The organism is Pseudocalidococcus azoricus BACA0444, from assembly GCF_031729055.1.
Lineage (GTDB): Bacteria > Cyanobacteriota > Cyanobacteriia > Thermosynechococcales > Thermosynechococcaceae > Pseudocalidococcus > Pseudocalidococcus azoricus.
On sequence record NZ_JAVMIP010000019.1, the window covers coordinates 1 to 23,690 of the forward strand.

The following is a 23,690-nucleotide window of genomic DNA, read 5'->3' on the forward strand; positions in this document are numbered from 1 at the left end:
TAGGGTTATCCAAGACACATTCTTATTTTCTCATATTTGAAAACGGATTGCTATAGGGAACTAGAATTTGACTAGTCCGATTAATGTTCTTGCTCGGCTTTGATGACTCCCCTAGTGAAGATTGGTTTAAGAAAAATGCGAGTCCAGAACTTACGGAAAAGATTTATGGTTATTTGTCGGACGCTGAAAAAGTGAGATTAGTTGAGAGCTTGATGAACGCACTGTAAAACCGATTGGGAGCTTGTTCTCAAAAAAATTTTAAGCCTCAACCAAAAACCTTTGTGTGAGTGGATACTATTCCCCCGTACCTTGTACCCTAGAACCTAGACCTTAAACATTTGTTGCATTAGGACTTAGGCGTGGAGAATCGGTATCAGCCCCAAGAGATTGAACCTAAATGGCAAGATCACTGGCACCAGTCAGGCTTAGACCAAACGGGAACGGATACCAGTCAGCCGAAATTTTACGCACTTTCGATGTTTCCTTACCCCTCTGGGAATTTACACATGGGCCATGTGCGGAACTACACCATTACCGATGTGATCGCCAGGGTCAAAAAAATGCAGGGCTATCGGGTGCTTCATCCAATGGGGTGGGATGCCTTTGGCTTGCCGGCCGAAAATGCGGCGATTGAACGGGGAATTCCACCGGCCCAATGGACAGAAGCCAACATTACCCAAATGAAAACTCAACTGCAACCCCTCGGACTTTCCTATGATTGGTCGCGAGAATTAGCTACCTGTCGCCCGGATTATTACCGCTGGACGCAATGGTTATTTCTCCAGTTTTTTGAAGCCGGGTTAGCCTACCAAAAAGAAGCAGCGGTGAACTGGGATCCGATTGATCAAACGGTTTTGGCCAATGAACAGGTGGATAGTGAAGGGCGATCCTGGCGATCCGGGGCCATCGTGGAACGGAAACTCTTGCGGCAATGGTTTTTGAAAATTACGGACTATGCCGAGGCTCTGTTACAGGATTTAGAAACCCTCACAGGCTGGCCGGAACGGGTGAAATTGATGCAGGCCAACTGGATCGGCAAATCCACGGGGGCTTATTTGGAGTTTCCAATTGTCGGCTCTGAGCAAAAAATTGGTGTCTTTACGACCCGGCCCGATACCGTTTATGGCGTGACCTATGTGGTGCTGGCTCCCGAACATCCTTTGACGCAAACTGTAACCACGAAAAAACAGCAAGCGAAGGTCAAAAAATTTATCGAGTCCATCAGCCATGAATCGGAACTAGAACGGACGGCGGAAGATAAACCGAAACGGGGCCTGGCCACAGGGGGGAACGCCTTAAACCCATTCACTGGTGAGGAAATTCCGATCTGGATTGCGGATTATGTCTTGGTGGAGTACGGGACTGGAGCAGTGATGGGTGTGCCAGCCCACGATCAACGGGATTATGAATTTGCCCAACAGAATCAACTGCCGATTAAGACCGTGATTATTCCCGCCAATCCAGAAGTAGTGAAATTGGATCAGGCCTACACGGAATCGGGAATTCTGATTAACTCGGGGGAATTTGATGGCCTGGAGTCACCCATTGCTAAAACTAAAATTATTGAATTTGCCGAATCGCAAGGGTGGGGCAGAGCCAGGATTCAATATCGCTTGCGTGATTGGTTAATTTCTCGTCAGCGTTATTGGGGTGTACCGATTCCGATTATTCATTGCCCAGATTGTGGCGCAGTTCCCGTTCCCGATGCAGATTTACCTGTGGTTTTGCCGGAAAATGTTGCATTTACAGGCCGGGGGGCTTCTCCTTTGGCACAACTAGAAGATTGGGTGAATGTCAAATGTCCCACCTGCGGCAAACCGGCCAAACGGGAAACCGACACGATGGATACCTTTATTGATTCCTCTTGGTATTTCTTGCGCTATGCCGATGCCCGTAATCAAGAAAAACCCTTTGATTCGGCCTTGGTCAATGACTGGTTGCCGGTGGATCAATATGTCGGGGGGATTGAACACGCCATTTTACACCTATTGTATTCCCGCTTTTTTACCAAAGTTCTCAAGGATCGGGGTTTAATTAACTTCAGTGAACCCTTCCAACGGCTATTAACCCAGGGGATGGTGCAAGGGAAAACCTATAAGAATCCCCAAACGGGCAAATATGTCATTCCCAGCCAAGTCAAAGACCCCAATAATCCCGTAGATCCCGAGTCGGGGATTGCCTTGGATGTGGTCTATGAAAAAATGTCCAAGTCAAAACACAACGGTGTCGCGCCGGGAGATGTGATTGCCAAATATGGTGCTGATACGGCCCGGATGTTTATTCTGTTTAAAGCTCCCCCCGAAAAAGATTTGGAATGGGATGATGCCGATGTGGAAGGACAATTTCGCTTCTTAAATCGGGTCTGGCGGTTGGTGACGGGCTATATCGAGAAAAATCCTCAAGTGCAATCCGCTCATGGAGAATGGAGTCCTGATGAGAAAAAACTCCGGCGCGCAATTCATACGGCCATTAAGGAAGTTAGTGAAGACCTGGCCCAAGACCATCAGTTCAATACGGCAATTTCCGAGTTGATGAAACTGAGCAATGCCTTGGGGGATGCGGCGGATTTAATCACTAGCCCCATCTATCAAGAAGGGATCAAAACCTTATTATTACTTCTCTCACCCTTTGCGCCCCATATTTCCGAAGAACTTTGGCAACAGCTACCTAATCAGACGTTAGAAAAATCCATTCATCTCCAGGCCTGGCCCAAGGTTGATCCCACTGCCCTAGTTGCGGATGAGATTTCCTTAGTGATTCAAATCATGGGCAAAACAAGGGGAGTGATTCAAGTTCCCGCCCAGGCCGAGGCCAATGACTTAGAAACCTATGCTCGCAATTCAGAGGTGGGAGAACGATATTTAGCTGGCCAAACAGTGAAAAAAGTCATTGTTGTCCCCGGTAAATTAATCAATTTTGTCCTGGTAAATAAGGGCTAGGCAACTGCTTATGTTTGACCCCCTGCGGAGTTTGAAGTTTTTACCCTGGCGTTCCCTGCTTTCGGCGGCGATTACGACACTTACCCTGGCGAAGATTTTTGATCTGGGTTTAATGGTCGTTGCGGGACAGTCTCCAGAGATGCGGGACTTTTTGCAAACGGTTTTAACACCCCCCTGGGGCCTCCTGATTGTCATTCTCTTGAGTGTGGGCTTGGGGGCCTTGGCAGTCCTGTTTTTGGAAACCTGGTTTTCGCCGGGACGAATTGTCGGGGCAACTCTTTGGGGCCTGGTGCTGTGCTTGTTATTAACGTTAATTGTGATTGCAATTATTTCTGGATTAACGAGAGTCCCCGCTGGGCTGTTGGATGTGAATGAAAATGTCCTGATTGGCCTGGCTGTGGGAGTCTTTTGGCGTGGGCGGCGGTATTGGCGATGGTAGGGATTGGGAAAAATCAGCGGCCCGAGGCCATATTCTTAGACGCGGTTGGGACACTCTTTGGGATTCGGGGGAATGTTGGGGAAATTTATGGGAATTTTGCCGCCCAGGCCGGGGTGATTGTTGATTCAACTCAATTAGACCAGGCCTTTATGATTAGCTTCTCTCAAGCTCCAAAACTGAATAGTTCTTTGGCAATGGGAGAGGAATTAGTGGCTTTAGAGCGGGCCTGGTGGGAGTCGGTGGCGGCTAAGAGTTTTGCAGCAGTGGGGGCCTTAGGGGAATTTCCAAATTTTTCAGCATTTTTTCAAACTCTCTTTGATCACTTTGCCTTGGCCGATCCTTGGTACGTTTATGAAGATGTTCAACAGGTTTTAGCATCATGGCAGCAAATGGGGATTAGGCTGGGGGTTTTATCCAATTTTGACAGTCGCCTTTATCCGGTTTTAGAAGCCTTAAAACTTGCAGATTTTTTTGATTCTGTGACTATTTCTACCCATGTTGGGGCGGCTAAACCAGACCCGGATATATTTAAGATTGCCTTAGAGCATTATGATCTAGAACCGATTCAGGCCTGGCATATTGGCGATAGTTGGTCGGAGGATGTGGTCGGGGCTGAACGGGCGGGATTGGGGGCTATTTGGTTGAATCGTACCGGAAAATCCACTCCCAGGCCTGGAGTTGCCTTCAAAGTCGTGACGCGTTTAACCGAGTTATCCCTGTGAAGGTGTTGGTTTTCGATGATTGACCAAGAGATTGCGGATCAGTGGTTGGCCAGTGGCTTTTATGCTCCAGCAGTGACAGTTTATGAATGTCTGATTGCAGAAAATCCAGATCAACTGGCCTGGTATCAAAACCTCGGATTAGCTTATTTACTCCAGGGAGAAGAAGTTTCAGCACAGGTAGCTTGGTTTACTCCTTTGGATTTTTTATCGGATGAAGAAGCTGAGAGTTATCAACAGAGTTTACTCAATCGTTTAACAGACATTACGGCTCACCTAGAATCACAGCAAAAAGACTTAGAGGCCTGGTTAGTTCGTCAATATTATCGGCAATTTGAACCGGAACATCTAGAGAATTTAATTGCCCTGATTCAATTAGAAATTAAACTCAATAAATTAACACCAGCATCCCTCTTGGCCTGGGAATTCATGGAGCTTCTGGAGCTATTTGGCGCAACTCTTTCACCGGAAACTTTAGAGCAATTTCTCCTCGCCCTCTTTCCCTGCTACCCTGACCAAGAAATTATTACCGACTGCCTCAAAATTGGCCTAAGGTTTGTGGCTGATGTCACTGGCCTGGTCCTGAAATTTTCCCAATCAGCCTATAACCATACCTATCTGCCCAACTATGAGGCGGCAATTCAACTTACCCAACGCTGCCTAGTCTTTAGCCCGAAAATGCTTCCCCTGTGGCGACAACTCTCTGATTTTTATACGGATATAGGTCAGTTTGCCCCCGGCCTGGTCGCAGCCCAAAACTATAACGACTATTGCCAAATTCTGGCGGAAAAAGTCTTTGGTCAACGGGTTTTACTGCGGGCCCTCATGCGCCAAGGAGATCATGGCCCCGAAGTCCAGGCCTGTTTTAGTCGCCAAGCCCAACTGATCCAAGAATTGTTAGCTGAACCTGCCCTCAACCTCACCCGTGGCCAGGCCCGGTCTTTAATTGTGGCTCTGTTCCATTGGCCCTATGTTCAAGATCAACCTGCACAATATTGGGCCTGGCAAACCCCCTTAGCAGCCCTGGCTCAACAAAATCTCCTTGGAACTGAAACCGGCCAAAACCTGGCTCCCTATTCCTACCATCAACAACCGATTACCCCAACCCGCAAAACCCGCCACGGAGATTGTTTGCACATTGGCTATCTGGCCCATACCCTGCGGCAACATTCAGTCGGGTGGCTCTGTCGCTGGTTGTTTCGTTACCATGATCGGCAAAAATTTAAGATCCACCTGTATTTTCTCGCCCAAGGTGTGACTCCCTTTACCCAGGCCTGGTTTTTACCCCATGCAGACTCTTGGTGGGCGGGCAATTTAGTCACAGATCTAGTGCCGCAAATTTTCCAAGACGAAATTGATCTTCTCATTGACTTGGACGGTGGAACCTATGAAGATAGTGCTGAAGTTTTAGTCCATAAACCCGCGCCAATTCAGGCCACATGGTTAGGGTGGGATGCAACGGGTGTTCCGGCTGTGGACTACTTTATTGGCGATCCCCATGTCTTACCCCCAGAGGCAGAACAGTATTATTCCGAAAAAATTTGGCGTTTACCGGAAGTTTATTTAGCTGTAGATGGCTTTGAAATTGGCGTTCCAACCCTGCGGCGTAAAGATCTAGGGATTCCGGAGGATGCGGTGATCTATTTCACGGCCCAAAATGGTCTGAAACAACATCCCCAAACCTTGAAACAGCAGTATCAGATTCTAGCTCAAGTTCCCAACAGTTACTTCTTAATTAAGTTGCGGGGGGAAAAAGAAATCTTACGGAACCTATTTGAAGCGATTGCCCAGGCAGAAGGGGTGAGTGTATCCCGGTTGCGTTTCCTAGACTTTGATGACGATGAACCCACCCACCGCGCCAACCTCCAACTGGCAGATATTGTTCTGGATTCCTATCCCTATAACGGTGCGACCACAACTCTAGAAACCCTTTGGCTGGAGATTCCCCTGGTGACTCAAGTTGGCCAACAGTTTGCGGCCCGCAATAGTTATACATTTATGGTCAATGCCGGAATTACCGAAGGCCTGGCCTGGTCTAGTCAAGAATATGTGGATTGGGGGATTACACTGGGCCTGGATGCTCAATTACGCCAACAGGTAAAGGACAAACTCCGCCAGGCCAAGCAAACCTCGCCCCTTTGGGACACCCGCAGATTTACCCGTCACCTAGAACAGGCTTATCAAACAATGTGGGCCCAACTGAGCTAGTCATGGCCAGGGGAAATTAGGCAACACCTCAGGAAACTGATGTTTACGGGTCTAACCCTCGGCAATAACCTCTAAGAGATTAGAGTTTTGATTTCAAGCGGATCAACACCCACACCTTAAACAAGGACGGAAACTGATGCCAATCCCAATATTGTTGCAATATGAAAAAAATTAAGATACACCAAAACCTCAAATCAAATTTTGGCACAGGTCGGTTGTGCAGCAGTTGATGACTGGCCGATAAGTCTAAGTTGAGTTGTGATTCTGTCTGGACGCGTGCATAGTTAATGAGGTGACGATCTGGAACATAGCCAAGTTTTTGCTTCAACATTTGATTCACTTCCCCATGGGCTTTCACTCGACTACCGATGGTTTTATTAAGGGAATATTGACGAGATCCAGCTAACACCTTGGGTAAATAGTAAAACTTAGTCTCTTTTCCCCAGCGCAACCATAGTTCATAATCTAAACAAAAATGTAAGTCGGTGTTTAAGTTCCCCCATTGTTCAATACAAGTTCGCCGAAAAAACACAGCCGGCTGACAGAGATAGCAAATATCCTTCAGGGCTTCATAATTCCAGGCCTGGGTCGGATAGGGTTCGATGATTTGATTATTGGCATCAATATAATTGGCCAGGCCATACACCACTAAAACATTTGGATTGGTTGTGAAGATTTGGGCAACTGTCGCAAAGGCCCCCGGATAATAAATATCATCAGAGTTAATCCAAGCAATAATCTCTCCAGTGGTTACGGTAATAGCTTGATTCACCGCATCGGCCTGGCCCAAATCCGGCCCAGAATGCCATCGAAAGTTGGGATATTGATCTGCACTGGCCTGGAGAATATCTATGGTTTGATCCTGGCTGCCCCCATCAGCAACATAACAGTCAAACACGACATCAGATTGTTGATAAATACTGGCAATTGTCTGCTTAAGATAGTTGCCTTGGTTAAAGGAGGGGATAACAACACTAAACATCATCACCAAGAGCCGCCAAAGTAGTGCAAATGAGTTGGATATATTTTTGAGCGGTGACTGTGGGAGAAAATAGCCTTAATCTCTGCTGTCCCTTGGCGATGAGTTCATGGACTAACTCGGTATCCGTCTGAATGGCTAGTAACTTTTGCACCAGATCATCAACATCATCAGGATGGAAATAAAGAGCCGCGTCTCCTGCCACTTCCGGTAAACTTGCGGCCTGGCTACAAAGAATTGGCTTATGATAGTACATTGCTTCTACCAATGGCATTCCAAATCCTTCATATCGTGATGGAAACAAGAGACAAAAACAACCTTGCCATAAACTTTCCAGAGTTTGGGCATCAACATACCCGAGAACATGAATCTGGGGATGAGACCGATAAATTTTCTCTTCTTCACTTGATAAGCAACTAGGCTGAAGCCATGCCCCAGTCAACACTAGATCAATGGGATTCTGACTATGCTGATGGTACTGACTAAATGCCTTCAGAAGAGTTCGATGATTTTTGTGGGGCCAGTTATTAGCCGGATAAAAGAAATATTTATTTTGCTCTAAACCATATTTACTTAAGGCCTTTTGAATCTCTGTAATTTGGGGCACTCCTTTGGCTCGATAATTACCATGATGAATCACTTGAAGTTTTGGTTTAGAGTTGGGAAATGCTTGCGACATGGATTGACGGGTAAACTCTGAAATACAAACAATATGTGTAGATCGATGGGTTAATTGATAAAAAAAGAGTTGACGATATAACCATTCTTGCCAACTAAAGGCCTGGGGCATGGCTAAATGCTGAAGATCATGCACAATGGTAATAGTTGGGATGCCTGACTCTTGAAAAGCTGGATTCGTATAAGGACAAAGCAGTAAATCCACCTTCAGCTGATCAAGTATTCGATTCCATCCCATCACCTGCCGAACAAAATGCCAGAGCTTCACACTATAGGTTACGATTCTATTGGCATAACGAATTGGCGGTTTCAGGCAATAAGTCTTGACTCGCTTTTGATAAGTCTCGGTCAGATAGCCATGATTATTACTGGATGTGAGCAGGATAATGTCCCAGTGGGGTGCTAATTTTAGTAATGATTCCAGTAAAAAATGACTAAATACATTCACGCCACCATTTTCACCAGTTGAAATTAGGGGTGTCAAATCAATGGCAACTCGATAACGCCGCTGTAAATATTCATTGATGATCATGTTTCTGAAACTAGATTTTCGTTTTGCTTCTGGTTTACACCAATGGACTATCGGGATCATCCCCAGGCAGGCCTAGATTTTGACGGAGTTTAAGCCAACGTTTCCGCAATTGCCAAAACTTACTGGTTTTAATCCAGTTAATGCGTTGCTTTGCTTGGAGAAGTTGTAACTCTGGGGGTTTGGCTAGATCAATAATCACTTCATCCACCAGGCCGGGTCGGCCGATCAATTTTTGCAGCTTGTGGGCCATCCGCCGGAGTTGCCAGAATTTACTACTTTCCATCTCTTGAACTAAGAAGAGTAAATGTTCTAAACCAAAGGTATCTTGGCCTGGTGCTTGAGTTTTCGCTAATTCCGCTTGTAGGTGACGAAATTTCTGCCAAATTAACTTTTGCTTGAATGACGCTGGTGTTTCCCCCTGTTCTGCCTGTTGTTGAAGAACTCTGGTCAGGACATTGGCAACTTCTTCGGCCATAGTTGTCCAGGAAAACTGACGACTTTGGGCCAGGCCAGCCTGAATTAAACCAGCTCGAACTTCAGGTATCTGGACTTTTGCTAAGGCTTGAATCATATCAGTGGGATCATCTGCACTGACATAAAGGGCCGCCGTTCCCGCAACTTCAGGAATCGCTGAATTATGACAGGTAATCACGGGGCAACCACAGGCCATGGCCTCTAAAACGGGTAAACCAAACCCTTCATAGCGAGAGGGATATACTAGGGCAATGGCACCACTATAGGCAATGGCCAATTCTGCATCAGTTAAGCGGGCCATTTTTATAGATTCGTGGGAAACGATTTGGGCTAATTCCGGCTCTAATTTTGACTGACCACCAACACAGAAAATCTGCAACTCTGCCTTGTTAGGTATTTGATTAAAAGCTGTAAAAAATAGTTGAATATTTTTGTAGCCGTCAAAGCCAACCCGGTCCCCAACCACCAAGAAATAGGGTTTCTCCAGGCCCATCCTCGTCCGAAACGATTTGATTTGCGTCTGATTCGCAGGTTGAAATGTAGAGTCTAGGCCGTTATAGGTGAGATAAATTTGCGACTGATCCAGGCCTGGAAAAAATCGGATTAAATCTTTCGCCGTATGCTTAGATACCGTCAAATAGGCAGATGCATAAAGAATCGCCAATTGTTTTTCCCGCCACCCGGAAACCGTCAAATCAAAGCCCAAGACTTCCGGAATCATATCGTGGACAAGCAACACCGTTGGGGTATGAATGGGGGTGGTGTAGTAGGTAGAAATAAATAACTCAATCCCGGCCTGGTCGCAAATAGCTTGGAGTTTGAGACTATCTTCTCCAGCCGCCTCTTGGTTATAGGGATGAATCAGACGATAGCGCAGGCCAGGTAGGCGGGGGGCTGTTTGGGCCCGGTCTAAAATTAAAACGTTCTCTGCAAACCCTGACTTGACCCACGCTTGAAAAATCGAACGCCAAACCCGACCAATGCCACTGTGAAGTAGTTGAAAAAAGACGGCATCAACGGCAATCTTGGGAGCTGCGTTCGGGGTGGGGCGGGGAATTTGCGCGAGTTCTGACTCGGTTCTAAAGTGCCAGGCCGGGCGGGACTCCTGAGCCTGATCAGCCACAGCAACCGGGAGGACACCACAATGAGCGGCCAAATCCACAACCGTATCATCCGTCACCCAAGCAAAATAATTCCTTAAAAATACCGGAAACCCCGACTCAGATTGCAAACGCTGCCATTGACTGAGGGCATCACGATACCCATAATATTTTTCCTTAAATGTAATCTGCTCAGGCAGGACATAGGCAAAATGTTGAAAAACCAGGCCCAATGCTTCCGTATCATCATGGTGGATAGGGTTGATCCGGCTGACATCTTCGCCCTTGAGATTGACTAATTGGGGTGGCTCATGTTTGGCCCAAGACATCCCTGGCTGATATCTCCAAGTTCGTAACCACTCTTGCTCAGGGTTTTGGGAATAGCAATAGCGAGAAGCAACCACCAGATGGGGGCCAACAAAATAATGACACCAGTAAAACGCTGCCGTCAGATCCGGGTTACGGACAAAGTGAGCATGGGTTGTGGTGATTTGGCCTGCTGTCCAAAGCTCATCCGCATCTATCTGCCACAGTAAACAGTCTGCTTGGATGTTCCGTAAAGGGGCATTCACCATTTCCCGTTTGCCATCCCAAAACTGGCCGGGTGGAGGGCGGTAGAGAGTAATATGCTCAGGAAAACGAGCCGCGATACCATCCAAATACTCAGTTGTGCCGTCAATACTTAAGCCATTGCGATGCAAGCTCGGATCAATGCGTCCCCCTTGGGCCACACTCCAGGCCGTGTCATGTTTGAGTTCCGCAACTCCTTCAATAACGTGCCAATGCCAAGGTAGCTCAAGGGCCTGGAAGACTTGCAGGTGGTACTCAATAAAGGGTTGGCCATTCAGAACAATGGTAAAAAAGTGGATCGGTAGCTCAGTTGGGACTCCCATTTGGCCTAAGTTCTGCCCGATGCTAGTCATGACTCCATATCCCCAGGCCAGCCCAAACGCTTTTTGACCTGGAACCACTTCTGCCGCAAAGTCCAAAATTTACTGGTTTTCATCGCCGCAATCGTCGCCTGGGCCGCTTGTAATTTTGCAATTAGGGTTTGGACTTCAACTTCTTCAGAGCCTCCTGTTGTCAGTTGGGCCAAGGTTTCAGACCACTGGGACTCCCGTTGCCGCAGCTCAGTAATTTGCTTTTGATAGGCCAGGATCCGGCGTTGCTGCCATTCAGGGGTTTGATAGGGGGGAAATTGATTTTGAATCCGATACACTTCGGGCAGAACTTTAGTCATCTGGGCGGATTGACCATCAATGGCATAGGAGGCAACAGTAATCGGCATATAACCAATTTTGACATTGGGCTGTTGGGTTAAGCGCAAGAACCAATCATAATCGGCAGCAATTTTATATTGTTCATCAAATCCTCCCATCGCCTCTAAAACGGATCGGCGGGCAAAGGTGGCCTGGTGCGGCAAAGCCCCGCAAATTAATTCATCTAAAATCTGCTCTGGGGGCGGTGGGCGGTGTAAGGATGGCTCACGCTGGGGATAACGGACTTGCAGATTACCATAAACAACATCAATCTGAGAATATTTGATTAAGAAATCCGTCACGGACTGCATCACAAACTCATTCACTAGATAGTCATCGGCATTTAAGAAATAGACATAATCACCGGATGCCTTCGCAATTCCCTTGTTCATCGCATGATAAAGCCCCCGATCCGGCTCACTCACAACAAGAGCAATGTCTGACTGATAAGCCTGAATGATGTCTAGGGTTTTATCTTGAGATGCACCATCAATAATTAAATATTCAGTCTTGGTATCTTTTTGGTTTATAACACTTTGAATCGTTCTTTCAATGGTTTTCTCGGCATTATAGCAAACTGTGATAATCGAAATTTTAAGCATTGCAATGAATTCGGGAATGTTATATTGACAGGCTTCTATCATTCACTACTCAGGGATATTTATGAGTGAAAGACCACCAGTTAACGAAGAAGAGGGAAAATGGTCTTTTTCAGAAACAATCTATTCAAGGGGAAAACAAACATCAAGAGAACTCTAGTTCATGAGGCAGCACTTGAGATCTATCATCAGAATCTTAACGCTGACGTCAATCATCATGCCAGAAGCAGCGGGGTGACTCACCATCCTTGACCAGGAATATATTATGTGGTTTTGATCATTTTGATATCCTAAGAAACAGGACTTCCCGCTTGTCAATAATAAGGCCATCATTAGGAGTTAAGAGAGTTCTATCGCAGTCCGTTTTCATTTGTAAGAATACTTGCTTATCACTACTGATACCAGAAATAAGGAATAGCCTTTCCTTTGGCGGAGAGTGACATAAAAATTCTTGAATCAAAAATACTGGCTCACTCGATCTCACAAATCATTACGGCTTGCGATAGTTCATTAGTTCGATGATGGGGGTGCAAAGCCTTTCACCTCTGGGAGATGCTTGATCGTTTTTCCTGGGGCCGATGTATTTATCTGTGGGGCCAGTATTTTGCCTTAGGGGTGAGGTTGCGGGACTTTCAGGAAATTGTTGACCACAGCCAAATAGGTTGCAGCATCTTCCAACATCGGAAAGTGGCCGGTTTTGGGGATAACGATTTGCTTGACGCGGGGGTTTAACTGGGCGGCGGTTTGGCCGAGGGGGGCAGGAATAATTTGATCGAATTCTCCTGAGATGAGCAATGTGGGGGTTTGGATTCTGGCAAAGGCCTGGGGAATCTGGATTGCAGCCCATTCGCTCACGGCAGAGTACATTAACCCAAGGGCGGCCGTTGCATTGGCCTGGAGAAAGTCTTCTAGAAATTCCTGTTGCCAGGCCTGGGGAATAGGGCGATCTAAAAATCGACTCATAAATAAACGGGCCACACCGGGAATTTGACTGAGCCAGCGGGGCCGAAACTGGACAACATAACCGCCCATCAGGTGAAAGAGGGCAAAGGGCAAGGGTTCATACGTAAAAATACCGCTACAGGTGAGGATGGCCTGGTAAACCCGGTCGGGATATTGGCTGAGGAAGAGGGCGGCAATGGAGGCCCCGGTGGAATGGGCATTCAAATAAACTTTTTCCAGGCCCAGGCCATCTAAAAATTCCTTGAGGTCTGTAACATAACTAGGCAAATTGTAGGCTTGGGGGTTGTCCTGATCCTTTGGAGCTGACTGGCTTTGTCCAAATCCCCGCAGATCGTAGAGGAGGCAGTCAAAATCTGGGGCTAAGGCCGTTGCAGTTGTTTGCCAATAGGCACTAGAGCCACCCCACCCATGCAAAAACACCATGACAGGTTTGGGGTGTTCAGAACTGGCAGAAGCATCTTGACAAATCCACTGGTAATAATGGGAGACCCCGCGCACCACCACATCGGACATAGGACAGGCTCACGGACAAAAAGAGACAACGAAAGGGGAGGACATTTACGGCAGAATCATGAATAAATTAGCCAGAGTTAAGAGGAGAAGCGATCGACACTGGAGCTAAAGACAGGTTCGACACGAATGGCGAGGATTTTGGCCGGGCGAATGACCATATATTCCCCTTGGATGGTTTTGATTGGCACGGAGATAAACTCACTGGAGTCAGAACGGGGGATGACTTCGTTGCTGTACCATTTTTGAAAGTCTTGAATAGAGGGAAATCTAACTTCTTCTTTGTGGCCGCCTTCAATAAATAAGTGAACGGAAAATTCTGAGGGTGTTCTGGGCATGACCATTATCTCTCACTGCACTCCTATTATCAGCGTAGTCGGCCGTGAGTTGGGCCCTCCTGGCACATCTGAAATCGTCAGGATCTAACCAACGCCATCAATAAAGGCTGTCCTAAATAACTGTTTTTAGTTGGAACACCCGGTAACGCAAAAAAGTAGCCCCCCCCAATGGGTTTGATATATTCCTCCAGGGGTTCACCATTGAGGCGATTTTGCACGGTTTCAAACCCCCGCTCTAAATCCTGTTGAAAAGCCATAAATAATAGCCCCATATCCAACTGTCCGGCTTTATCAACGCCACGGGAATAGTGAAAGCCCTTGCGAAGAATCCGGTTGGCCTCTGTGGCAGAGGTGCGCGGGTTAGCCAGGCGAATATGGGCATCAAGAGCAATGATGTTACCTTGAGGGTCTTGGCTGTAATTAGGAATATCCTCTTCATGTTTGTATCCTAAGGGTGCGCCAGAATCCCGCGACCGGCCAAAAATTTCTTCTTGTTCTTCCAAAGCGGTGCGATCCCAAAACTCGACAAACATCCGAATCACCCGCACCACTTGATAGGTTCCCCCCACAGCCCAGGCCGGTTCGCCACTATTGCGCTGTACCCAAACCAAGTGGTTCATCAGGTTTTTATCTTGGGGGTCTAGATTTGCGGTTCCATCCTTAAAACCCATTAAATTCCGCACGGTAGTCCGATGCGGGTGTGGGTCTGCATCCGGTTGTTGAAATCCAGAGATTTGCCACCGGAGAACCACCAGGCCGGCCAACTGCTTCAAAATATCCCGCAAGGCATGAATATTGGTTTCATTATGGTTAGAGCAAAATTGCAGGAGTAAATCCCCATGACACAGGTGTGGATCCAGGCGATCATTGGGAAAATTCGGCATTTGCTTGAGATGAATCGGTTTTTGAGCCACCAGGCCATAGCGATCATCAAACAGCGAGGCTCCCACCCCCACCGTGACCGTGAGGTAATCTGCCGGAAATTCAGGCCCAAAAATTCCAGATCCAGTCGGCGGATATTTTGGCTCTAGGGGTGGCCAGGTTCCCCCGGCGGTTAAAAATTCAATCCGCTGGGTGAGAATTTGAAATAATTTTTGTAATTCCTCAGTGGAGCGGGCGGTGACATCCAAAGCTACAACCAAGGCTGAAGCCACATCTGGAGTGGTAATGCCAGCTTGATGGGGGCCTAAAAATGGAATTACATCACTGGGGACGGTCTTGGCCTGGGCCTGGTTGAGGGAAAAAGCCCCCATCACTCCTACCCCAACTAAAGTCACCATGCCGCCAAGAAATTGCCGCCGCCCCAAATGTAACGACATTGGCCGAGAGCTACACCCTTTAGACACCAATAACCCCCCGTAATTTTGCTAGGTTTTCTGCCAGCCGAGCCAGATCCGCTTGGAGCCGTTGCTTATCTTGGGGGGTTAACTGGTCATAGCTCTTAAAGCCACCCCCAGGGAGAGCATATTTGGCTAAAACCTGATTGACCGCTGCAAAGTCTTGATCAATTTCCCCAAGAATCGTTGGGTTAACCCGTTGAATCAGCGGCCGGAGAATCTCAACAATTTTTTGCGATCCCTCCACATTGGCCTGGAACGCCCAAAAGTCTGTGCGACTATAGCGTTCTTCTTCGCCCGTAATTTTGCCTTGGGCGACTTCTTCAATTAGCTCTGATGTCCCCCGCACCATATCCCTGGGGTCAATCTCAAGGGCGACAATACAGGTTTTTAACCCCTCTAAGTCGGTCATGAGCTTCTGCGCGAAACCTTCATAGCCTTTGGTGGTGTTGTACTTAAATAGGCCCATCTCAATCCGGTGAAAGCCAGTAAACTCTGGATCATCTTCACCCTTAAAATCATCCACTCGCGCATCAATGGAGCGATCAAACTCAGCAAAGGACTCAGCAATCGGCTCAATCCGTTCCCACCCCAAACGGGAGGGGGCATACATGGCCTGGGCTCCGGCTAAGTCTCCAGCCATCACCCGCTCCGTAAAAACCTGACTATCCGTGAGGAGGCGATTGGTTTCTGCCAAAACATAGGCTTTATATTGATCTACCGCTTGCTGCAATTCTTGGGGCTGAATGGCGGGATTAAGGGTCGCTGGCTGACTGGCAGATGTCCCCCCCTCACCTCCTTCTCCCCCCTCACTACCCCCTCGGCTTCCTTCACCACCCAGGCCCTTGCGACAGGGATCAACCACGACTGGGGCTGATTGAGCCATTGCTGGAGAGAGGGCGGCATCTAGGGGCAGTTGCAGAACGGGTGTGATCCCCGTCAATACATAGGTTCCGACTCCCAACCATAGTTTTGTTTTTCGAGTCATCATATTTTCCAGCACAAATACTAAGAGGCCAACGACTATGTCATTTTTTAAGTAAGAATTATTTGCAATAATAACTCAACCTTTAATATCTGTAAACCGTCATTCCCTTGAGGAGCATTGGGGCGGGAATGAATGGAACCAGGCCCAGGCCAGGAGTTTATTCAATGTTCAATGTCAATCTATCCGTTGATATATACCTGATAAAATTTAAATCAATATTATACCTAGATTGCGTTTACAGGACTCGACCTGAACGTTGTTCGCAACCCGTTTGCTGAGAGTGCCATTGGCGACTCCAGAGGCTTTGATTTACAATTCTCCTGTAAAATATTTTCATCTACTTCTCTAGAACTATAGCTATGATAATTAATCTTGCTAATGTGCTTTCAGAGCATGAGCTAGAGTCAATAAATTTGCAACTTGCAGCGGGGGAATTTGTCAGTGGTGCGACGACAGCAGGCTGGTATGCCCGTTTGGTTAAAAATAATACCCAACTCTCTAGTCAGGCCCCGGCCCAAGAAAATCTCGAGGCCATGGTTAAAACAGCCCTGAATCGCCATGAGCTTTTTCAAATGGCTGCCTTGCCGAAAACCCTTAGCCCAATTTTGTTTAGCCGTTACGGGCCGGGAATGCACTATGGTCTCCATGTGGATAATGCCATCATGGGAGAGTCTTTGCCCCTGCGATCGGACTTAGCGTTTACCCTTTTCCTCAGTTCTCCCGCTAGCTATGGGGGCGGTGAGTTGGTGATTGAAACCCATCAGGGGGAACAGGCCATTAAGTTAGACATCAATCAAATGGTGCTTTATCCCGCCTCAACTCTCCACCGCGTCGAACCCATTCGCACAGGAGTTAGGTTGGCGGCCATTGGCTGGGTCCAAAGTTTAGTCCGAGATGCCAGTTACCGGGAAATTTTATTTGATTTGGATACAGTGCGGCGGGCCATGTTTGGGAAAGAGGGCAAAACTCCAGAATTTGATCTCCTGACCAAAACCCATGCTAATCTCCTCCGCCAGTGGGCAGAACTTTAAGGTGCAGCTCTGGGATCTTGCCATCGCCCATTTCCCGGCCTGGGAGCTACACTGTAACGATAGATTAACAATTCATTTCTTTTATTTACGACTCCCATGACACAAGCGGTTCCCCACAGGCAGCGGCATTCTTTGGATCTAGAACAGTTAATCAGTTTAAATTCCGGTTCCTTTATCCCCCGCCACATTGGCCCAACCCAGGCAGATGTTGCCGCAATGCTGGCTGTAGTGAGTCCCAATCAAGGCTTGAGTCTAGCTGATTTAATTTCCACAACCATCCCCGCTGATATTTACCACCAGGCCAACCTGAATCTACCCCCGGCCGAAAGTGAAGCCCAGGCCTTGGTAGAACTCAAAACCATCGCGGCAAAAAATCAGGTGTGGCGGTCATTCATTGGCCTGGGGTATCACAACTGCATTACGCCGCCAGTCATTCAACGTAACATCCTCGAAAATCCCGGTTGGTACACCCAATACACCCCCTACCAGGCCGAGGTTGCCCAAGGTCGCTTAGAAGCCCTGTTTAATTTTCAGACGCTTGTTTCAGATTTAACCGGCCTGGAAATTGCCAATGCCTCCCTCTTGGATGAAGCCACCGCCGCCGCCGAAGCCATGAGTTTAAGTGCTGGGATTTCCAAACATAAAAACTGTCACCGCTTTTTTGTCGATGCGAATTGTCATCCCCAAACCATTGCCGTGATTCAAACCCGGGCGAATCCCTTGGGCATTGAAGTAGTTGTGGGCGATCCGGAAACTGAAGATTTTACGGTTCCCACCTTTGGCCTGGTGCTGCAATATCCGGGCAGTGATGGGCGAGTCTGTGATTATCGTGCCGTGATTGCCAAAGCCAAAGCTCAAGGCGTAATTGTGACGGTGGCGACGGATCTCTTAGCCTTAACCCTTTTGACTCCTCCCGGTGAATTAGGGGCTGACATTGCCGTGGGCAGTTCGCAGCGGTTTGGAGTGCCTTTAGGGTATGGCGGGCCTCATGCTGCCTTTTTTGCTACGAAAGATGCCTACAAGCGGCAAATTCCGGGCCGGATTGTCGGACTTTCCCATGATGTGACGGGGCAACCCGCTTATCGTTTAGCCCTCCAAACCCGCGAGCAACATATCCGCCGGGAAAAAGCCACCAGTAATATCTGCACGGCCCAGGTTTTATTGGCGGTGATGGCCAGTATGTATGGGGTGTATCACGGGCCCCAAGGCTTAAAAAATATTGCCAGTCGGGTGCATGGACTCACGCAAGTTTTAGCTAAAGCTCTCCACCGGGCCAGGTATCAGCTAGTCCATCAGCAGTTTTTTGACACGATTCAAGTTGCTGTGACTCCTGAAGCTCTGGGATTGATTAAACAACGGGCCGAAAACACTGAAATTAACTTGAACTATACCCAGGCCACGGTTGGCATCAGCTTAGATGAAACGACAACACTTAAGGATATTCAAACCCTCATCCAGATTTTTGCTCCAGAACATAACATTGATGTAGAGGCGTTGATTTTAGAGATCAAGGACTGGGCCTGGGATGAGGCGTTAACTCGGAAAACTCCCTATCTAACCCAACCCGTCTTTAACAGCTACCACTCTGAACACGAACTGTTACGCTACATTCATCGCCTCCAGGCCAAGGATTTATCCTTAACGACCTCGATGATTCCTTTGGGGTCTTGCACGATGAAACTCAACGCCACTGCGGAGATGATTCCCGTTACTTGGCCGGAGTTTGGTCAAATCCATCCCTTTGCCCCTTTAACCCAGACCCAAGGCTATCAACAGCTTTTCTCAGAATTGGAAACCATGCTGGCGGAAATTACTGGATTTGCCGGAGTTTCACTGCAACCCAATGCCGGATCCCAAGGGGAATATGCCGGACTTTTGGTAATTCGGGCCTATCATCACCACCGCCATGAACCCCAGCGCAACATTTGTCTGATTCCCACCTCAGCCCACGGAACCAACCCCGCCAGTGCTGTCATGGCCGGAATGACTGTTGTGACGGTGAATTGTGATGACCAGGGCAATATTGATGTGGCTGATCTGACCGCAAAGGCCGACAAATACCAGGCCAATCTGGCAGCCTTAATGATTACCTATCCTTCGACTCATGGGGTGTTTGAAACCGAAATCCGTCACATTTGCCAAATCATTCATCAGTATGGCGGTCAGGTCTATCTCGATGGGGCCAATATGAATGCGATGGTGGGCCTGTGTCGGCCGGGGGATTTTGGCGCGGATGTTTGCCATCTCAACCTGCACAAAACCTTCTGTATTCCCCATGGGGGCGGTGGGCCTGGGGTGGGGCCGATTGGGGTGGCTGCCCATTTAGTTCCGTTTTTACCCGGTCATCCCTTTTTGACTGAAGCTCAAGCACAACATTTGGGGCCGGTGACCGCCGGGGCCTGGGGAAGTGCCAGTATTCTGCCCATTTCCTGGATGTATATCAAGATGATGGGGGCTGAAGGCCTAACTCAAGCGACAAAAATTGCCATCCTCAACGCCAACTACATCGCCAGCCGTTTAGCCCCCTATTACCCGATTCTTTATACCGGAGCCAAGGGTCGGGTTGCCCACGAATGTATTTTGGATTTGCGCCCCCTGAAAAAGTCCGCCGGGATTGAAGTCGAGGATATTGCCAAGCGGTTGATGGACTATGGCTTTCATGCTCCCACCGTTTCTTGGCCTGTCGCTGGCACGATGATGGTTGAACCGACAGAAAGTGAATCCCAGGCCGAGTTGGATCGGTTTTGTGAGGCGATGATTGCGATCCGGGCGGAAATTGCAGAAATTGAAACTGGAATTGCCGACCGTACTAATAACCCCCTGAAAAATGCTCCCCATCCTGCCTCAGTGATCACCTCAGATCTTTGGGATCGCCCCTACAGTCGGGCAAAAGCCGCCTACCCGGCCCCTTGGACAAAAGACTATAAATTCTGGCCGGCTGTGAGTCGGATTGATAATGCCTATGGGGATCGGAATTTGGTCTGTACCTGCGCCCCAATGAGTGACTATAGCGTTACGCAGACTGTTCTGAGAGAGTAGAAATGTCAAAAAGACTGCTGCTCATAAAGTATTTTCTGACTTGCCCCCACCTCACCCTAAATGAGTAACGCTATATACCCCAAGTTTAGAATAGGCTTACCCCAGGCCAGGAATTTGGATCATCATGTCAGAGCTATTGCCCATTAACTTAGCAACGAGTCTCAATCTTTATGATCAGGATTTCTACGGTTGGACAGAGTTACAAGCAAACTACCTCCGAAATCAGCAATGGCAGCAGCTTGACTTACCCCATTTGATTGAGGAAATTGAGTCCTTAGGAAAGCAGCAACGTCAAGAACTCCGCAACTGTTTAACAATCCTGATGGGGCATCTATTGAAATGGGAATATCAACCGCAAAACCGAAGTCGCAGTTGGCTGGCCACCATTCGGATTTAACGCCGAATGGATAACCCTAGTCTTAAACCCGACGTTGACGAGGACTTAAATGAAGCCTATGAAAATGCCCGAGATTTAGCTATGGGAGCAACCAACTTACCTGAGCAAACATTCCCCATCACCTATTCCTACAATACCCAAGACATTTTGGACATCTCTTTTTACCCAGGCCCACCCAGCGAGTTAGTCAATTAGCCCTAAGCTACTCTCAAAAGTCCTCCCGGCTCCGAACCAGCAAAGCTCTACAGTAAAATGGAAACAATGTCGGCCAAAACTAGGTACTCTATGACGTTTCCCTGGCAATTTCCACAACTTTCATCCCACTTGCATAGATGCACCAGAGCCATCATGACCCTACTCCTTTGTGTTGTGATTTGGGGAATAGCAAGCATCAATCACCCGGCCTGGGCTGGCCTAACCGATGATCATTTTGACGGAAATATTTTTGCCCTCTACGGTGGAAATGGCTCCCTTGTTCCGCCCCGCGTCACCTTAGCCCAATCCCTCCAACGTCCTCAACCCACCTTACTGGTTTATTACATCAATGACAGTAGTGATTGTAAAGCCTATACTACGGTGGTTTCCCAACTCCAGGCCTACTATGGGCGGGCTGCTGACTTTATCCCGATTGATGTGGATTCAATTCCCCCCCAAGATAGCTATAGTGCCAGCGAACCGGGCTATTACTACCAAGGCCTGGTTCCCCAAACTGTGTTACTAGATGCCACAGGCAAAATAGTATTCAACCAGGCCGGTAACATTGACTTTGCCGTGGTTGATGACCAGTTTCGGGAAGTCTTTAATTTATTGCCCCGCGCCCAATCCTTAGAGCTAAAACCCCGTCCAGTTAACGAAATCAATGTTGAACTTTCAGGGCGTAGCTAAGCAATCCGACCTCCCTGAAATCTCCGGTTTTCCCTCAATCACCCCCCAGCGGATAAGTTTATCTGGCGATATGGCGGTTCTGTGCTGATAGCCATGAGACAATACACATAGTGTGAGGCTTAGGGTTTATCGAGAGTTAATGTTCATCAAGGTCATCACTATGCCATATACAGTTGATTCAGCCCGAGGCATTTTTTCAAAAACACTCGCTGCTGATATTGTGCCAGCTACGATTGCTCGGTTTAATCAGCTCAGCATCGAAGATCAACTCGCATGGATTTGGTTTGCCTATCTGGAAATGGGTAAAACAGTCACCATTGCTGCTCCTGGGGCTGCCAGAATGCAATTTGCCGAGCCAATCTTAGCCCAAATCCGGCAAATGTCTTTTCAGGAACAAACCCAAGTGATGTTTGATCTAGCCAACCATGCAGATACGCCCATCTGCCGCACCTATGCTACTTGGTCAGTGAATATCAAGCTAGGCTTCTGGTTTCAACTGGGTCAATGGATGGAGCAAGGCATTGTCGCCCCAATTCCAGCCGGGTATCAACTTTCTGCCAATGCTGCAGCCGTGTTGCAAACCCTCAGGGAGGCCGATTCTGGCCAGCAGATTACGATTTTACGCAATTCCGTGGTTGATATGGGTTTTGATATCAATAAACTCGGAACCTATACACGGATTGCTGAGCCACTTGAGGCCCCCAAAGATGTATCCCAGCGCAGCCAAGTCAAAATTGAGGGGGTGAATAATCCTGTCGTTTTGGCTTACATGAACAACCTCAATGCCAATGACTTTGACACATTGATCGGCCTGTTTGCTGAAGGCAGTGCCCTACAACCCCCCTTCCAACGTCCGATTGTGGGGAAAGATGCCATTCTCCGGTTCTTTAAGGAAGACTGTCAAAACCTAGTCCTACTTCCAGAACGAGGCGTTATTGAACCAGCAGACGAGGGTTATACCCAAATCAAAATCACGGGAAAAGTGCAAACTCCCTGGTTTGGGGCCGGAGTCGGGATGAATATTGCCTGGCGCTTTCTGCTCACCCCTGAGAATAAAATCTTCTTTGTGGCAATTGATCTCCTCGCCTCACCCAAGGAACTGTTAAACCTGTCCCGTTAAGTCCATTTTCTCGGGTCATCCACAATTGACAGGCGCACCATCAGCATAGAGGAAACTTGGATGCACACAACGCTGAAGTCATCTATGTAAAGGTTATTGGCCTGATCAATTGTGGTCAGTCCAGAGAGGGCGCTCCGAATGAAGAGCGTCCTTTTTTACATCATTTTGCTGCTTTGACCAGTGAGAATTAAGGCTGACTATATCTCGAAATATATTCAGCAGTGCCGAGCAGGACAAAAACAAGACCTTATGCAACAAAATTTAGGTGGGTTATTTGTCGCAATTGGCCTGATTGGTCTTTGGTTCAGTAGCTTCGGCTTGACCCTAATGATGCCTCTTGATCAGGTCTCACCCGTTTTGATTGGCGCGGCTGTTTGGGGGCGGACATTCTTGCATACAGGCCTATTTATTACAGCCCATGACGCAATTCACGCTAGTTCTTTCCCCCAAGAGCATCAGTGGCTTAAGGTCTGGATTGGGCGCATTGCGGTTGGTTTATATGCCTTTTTGCCCTATGACCAATGCTGTCGTAATCACTGGCAACATCATGCTGCTCCAGGCCAGGTTGGCGACCCAGATTTTCACAATGGGGTTGATGTGTATTTGGTGCAGTGGTACCGAAAATTTATTGGCGAATACCTATCCGGTGGGCAACTGCTGATTTTCGGGGGGCTGAGTCTGGGAATTGGCTTAATGTTACATTTCTGGTTTCAGGTAGCCTGGCTAAACTTGGTATTGTTTTGGGGTTTACCCCTGATTCTGAGTTCATGGCAGTTATTTTACTTTGGGACTTATCTCCCCCATCGCCAGGGGCCCCTGCCCAGGCCAGAAACCAATAACCTTGCCCTCTTCCCCGCCAGGCCAGTTAATAAGTTCCAGCAAACCTCCTGGCTGATGTACTCTTTTCTTTCCTGCTATCACTTTGGCACCTTTCATCTGCAACACCACCAGGCTCCCCATATCCCTTGGTATCGTCTACCCTTAGTCCGTACTGAGCCAGAAACGGTTGCCAGGACGACAAACACCGTTAGCCAATAAAAGGCTCCTCGACATAGCCGTTCTCAACCTTAAACGTAGTTAGAATTCTCGCCACCTATTGGAGCAACTGACATCCCCACCCTGGTTCATAGCGGTTCTGGCATTAATTTTGACAAGG

General features: G+C 47.9%; 17 protein-coding genes and 1 pseudogene. 10 read left to right on the plus strand and 8 right to left on the minus strand.

Features of this window, described 5'->3' with window-relative positions; all coding sequences use genetic code 11:
• Positions 1-359: 359 nt before the first annotated feature.
• From leuS to RIF25_RS14090, 4 genes are read left to right on the plus strand one after another with little or no spacing between them, the layout of a single operon-like run.
• Positions 360-2,939, plus strand: a complete 2,580-nt coding sequence (gene leuS, locus RIF25_RS14075) for a leucine--tRNA ligase (RefSeq protein ID WP_322879163.1) — start codon at positions 360-362, stop codon at positions 2,937-2,939.
• A 10-nt stretch (positions 2,940-2,949) separates the two neighbouring features.
• A complete protein-coding gene (locus RIF25_RS14080) occupies positions 2,950-3,378 on the plus strand; it encodes a hypothetical protein (RefSeq protein WP_322879164.1) in 429 nt (142 codons plus the stop codon).
• Positions 3,372-4,100 carry an HAD-IA family hydrolase gene (locus RIF25_RS14085; RefSeq protein WP_322879165.1) on the plus strand — a complete coding sequence of 243 codons (729 nt, stop codon included), beginning with the start codon at positions 3,372-3,374 and terminating at the stop codon, positions 4,098-4,100. Before RIF25_RS14080 ends, RIF25_RS14085 begins: the two co-directional genes overlap by 7 nt.
• Before the next feature lie 15 nt (positions 4,101-4,115).
• On the plus strand, positions 4,116-6,305 hold the full coding sequence (locus tag RIF25_RS14090) for an O-linked N-acetylglucosamine transferase, SPINDLY family protein (RefSeq protein ID WP_322879166.1): 2,190 nt from the start codon (positions 4,116-4,118) through the stop codon (positions 6,303-6,305).
• Between the two features lie 79 nt (positions 6,306-6,384).
• On the opposite strand, the gene RIF25_RS14095 is transcribed toward RIF25_RS14090, so the two are convergent.
• The 8 genes from RIF25_RS14095 to efeO all read right to left on the minus strand — a co-directional run bounded on the left by RIF25_RS14095 (position 6,385) and on the right by efeO (position 16,062).
• Complete coding sequence (locus RIF25_RS14095) at positions 6,385-7,290, minus strand: glycosyltransferase family 2 protein (protein ID WP_322879167.1); 906 nt, start codon at positions 7,288-7,290, stop codon at positions 6,385-6,387.
• Positions 7,280-8,494, minus strand: coding sequence for a glycosyltransferase family 4 protein (locus RIF25_RS14100; protein ID WP_322879168.1), 1,215 nt, complete (start codon positions 8,492-8,494; stop codon positions 7,280-7,282). Before RIF25_RS14100 ends, RIF25_RS14095 begins: the two co-directional genes overlap by 11 nt.
• A gap of 34 nt (positions 8,495-8,528) precedes the next feature.
• Positions 8,529-10,991 (minus strand): glycosyltransferase family 4 protein, encoded by a 2,463-nt coding sequence (locus tag RIF25_RS14105; RefSeq protein ID WP_322879169.1) that lies wholly within the window; start codon positions 10,989-10,991, stop codon positions 8,529-8,531.
• Complete coding sequence (locus RIF25_RS14110; protein WP_322879170.1) at positions 10,988-11,929, minus strand: glycosyltransferase family 2 protein; 942 nt, start codon at positions 11,927-11,929, stop codon at positions 10,988-10,990. The genes RIF25_RS14105 and RIF25_RS14110 overlap by 4 nt, the downstream gene beginning before the upstream one ends.
• Positions 11,930-12,535: 606 nt before the next feature.
• Entirely contained in the window at positions 12,536-13,402 is an 867-nt protein-coding gene (locus RIF25_RS14115; protein ID WP_322879171.1) for an alpha/beta fold hydrolase, read from the minus strand.
• A 77-nt stretch (positions 13,403-13,479) separates the two neighbouring features.
• A complete protein-coding gene (locus RIF25_RS14120; RefSeq protein WP_041431235.1) occupies positions 13,480-13,737 on the minus strand; it encodes a hypothetical protein in 258 nt (85 codons plus the stop codon).
• Positions 13,738-13,814: 77 nt separating this feature from the next.
• The gene (efeB, locus tag RIF25_RS14125) at positions 13,815-15,056 is read right to left on the minus strand and encodes an iron uptake transporter deferrochelatase/peroxidase subunit (RefSeq protein ID WP_322879172.1); all 1,242 of its coding nucleotides are present in this window, start codon (positions 15,054-15,056) and stop codon (positions 13,815-13,817) included.
• Between the two features lie 19 nt (positions 15,057-15,075).
• Positions 15,076-16,062 carry an iron uptake system protein EfeO gene (efeO, locus tag RIF25_RS14130; protein ID WP_322879173.1) on the minus strand — a complete coding sequence of 329 codons (987 nt, stop codon included), beginning with the start codon at positions 16,060-16,062 and terminating at the stop codon, positions 15,076-15,078.
• Between the two features lie 359 nt (positions 16,063-16,421).
• Here efeO and RIF25_RS14135 point away from each other — a divergent pair, with 359 nt between their 5' ends.
• The 6 genes and pseudogenes from RIF25_RS14135 (at position 16,422) to RIF25_RS14160 (ending at position 23,572) form a co-directional block, all read left to right on the plus strand.
• Positions 16,422-17,093, plus strand: a complete 672-nt coding sequence (locus RIF25_RS14135; protein WP_322879174.1) for a Fe2+-dependent dioxygenase — start codon at positions 16,422-16,424, stop codon at positions 17,091-17,093.
• A gap of 96 nt (positions 17,094-17,189) precedes the next feature.
• On the plus strand, positions 17,190-20,132 hold the full coding sequence (gene gcvP, locus RIF25_RS14140) for an aminomethyl-transferring glycine dehydrogenase (RefSeq protein WP_322879175.1): 2,943 nt from the start codon (positions 17,190-17,192) through the stop codon (positions 20,130-20,132).
• 124 nt (positions 20,133-20,256) lie between these two features.
• Positions 20,257-20,724, plus strand: a pseudogene (locus tag RIF25_RS14145) (DUF29 domain-containing protein).
• Between the two features lie 90 nt (positions 20,725-20,814).
• Complete coding sequence (locus tag RIF25_RS14150) at positions 20,815-21,414, plus strand: thylakoid membrane photosystem I accumulation factor (RefSeq protein WP_407682435.1); 600 nt, start codon at positions 20,815-20,817, stop codon at positions 21,412-21,414.
• Positions 21,415-21,574: 160 nt separating this feature from the next.
• Positions 21,575-22,534, plus strand: a complete 960-nt coding sequence (locus RIF25_RS14155; protein ID WP_322879177.1) for an orange carotenoid-binding protein — start codon at positions 21,575-21,577, stop codon at positions 22,532-22,534.
• A gap of 249 nt (positions 22,535-22,783) precedes the next feature.
• The gene (locus RIF25_RS14160; protein WP_322879178.1) at positions 22,784-23,572 is read left to right on the plus strand and encodes a fatty acid desaturase; all 789 of its coding nucleotides are present in this window, start codon (positions 22,784-22,786) and stop codon (positions 23,570-23,572) included.
• The last annotated feature ends 118 nt before the right edge of the window (positions 23,573-23,690 follow it).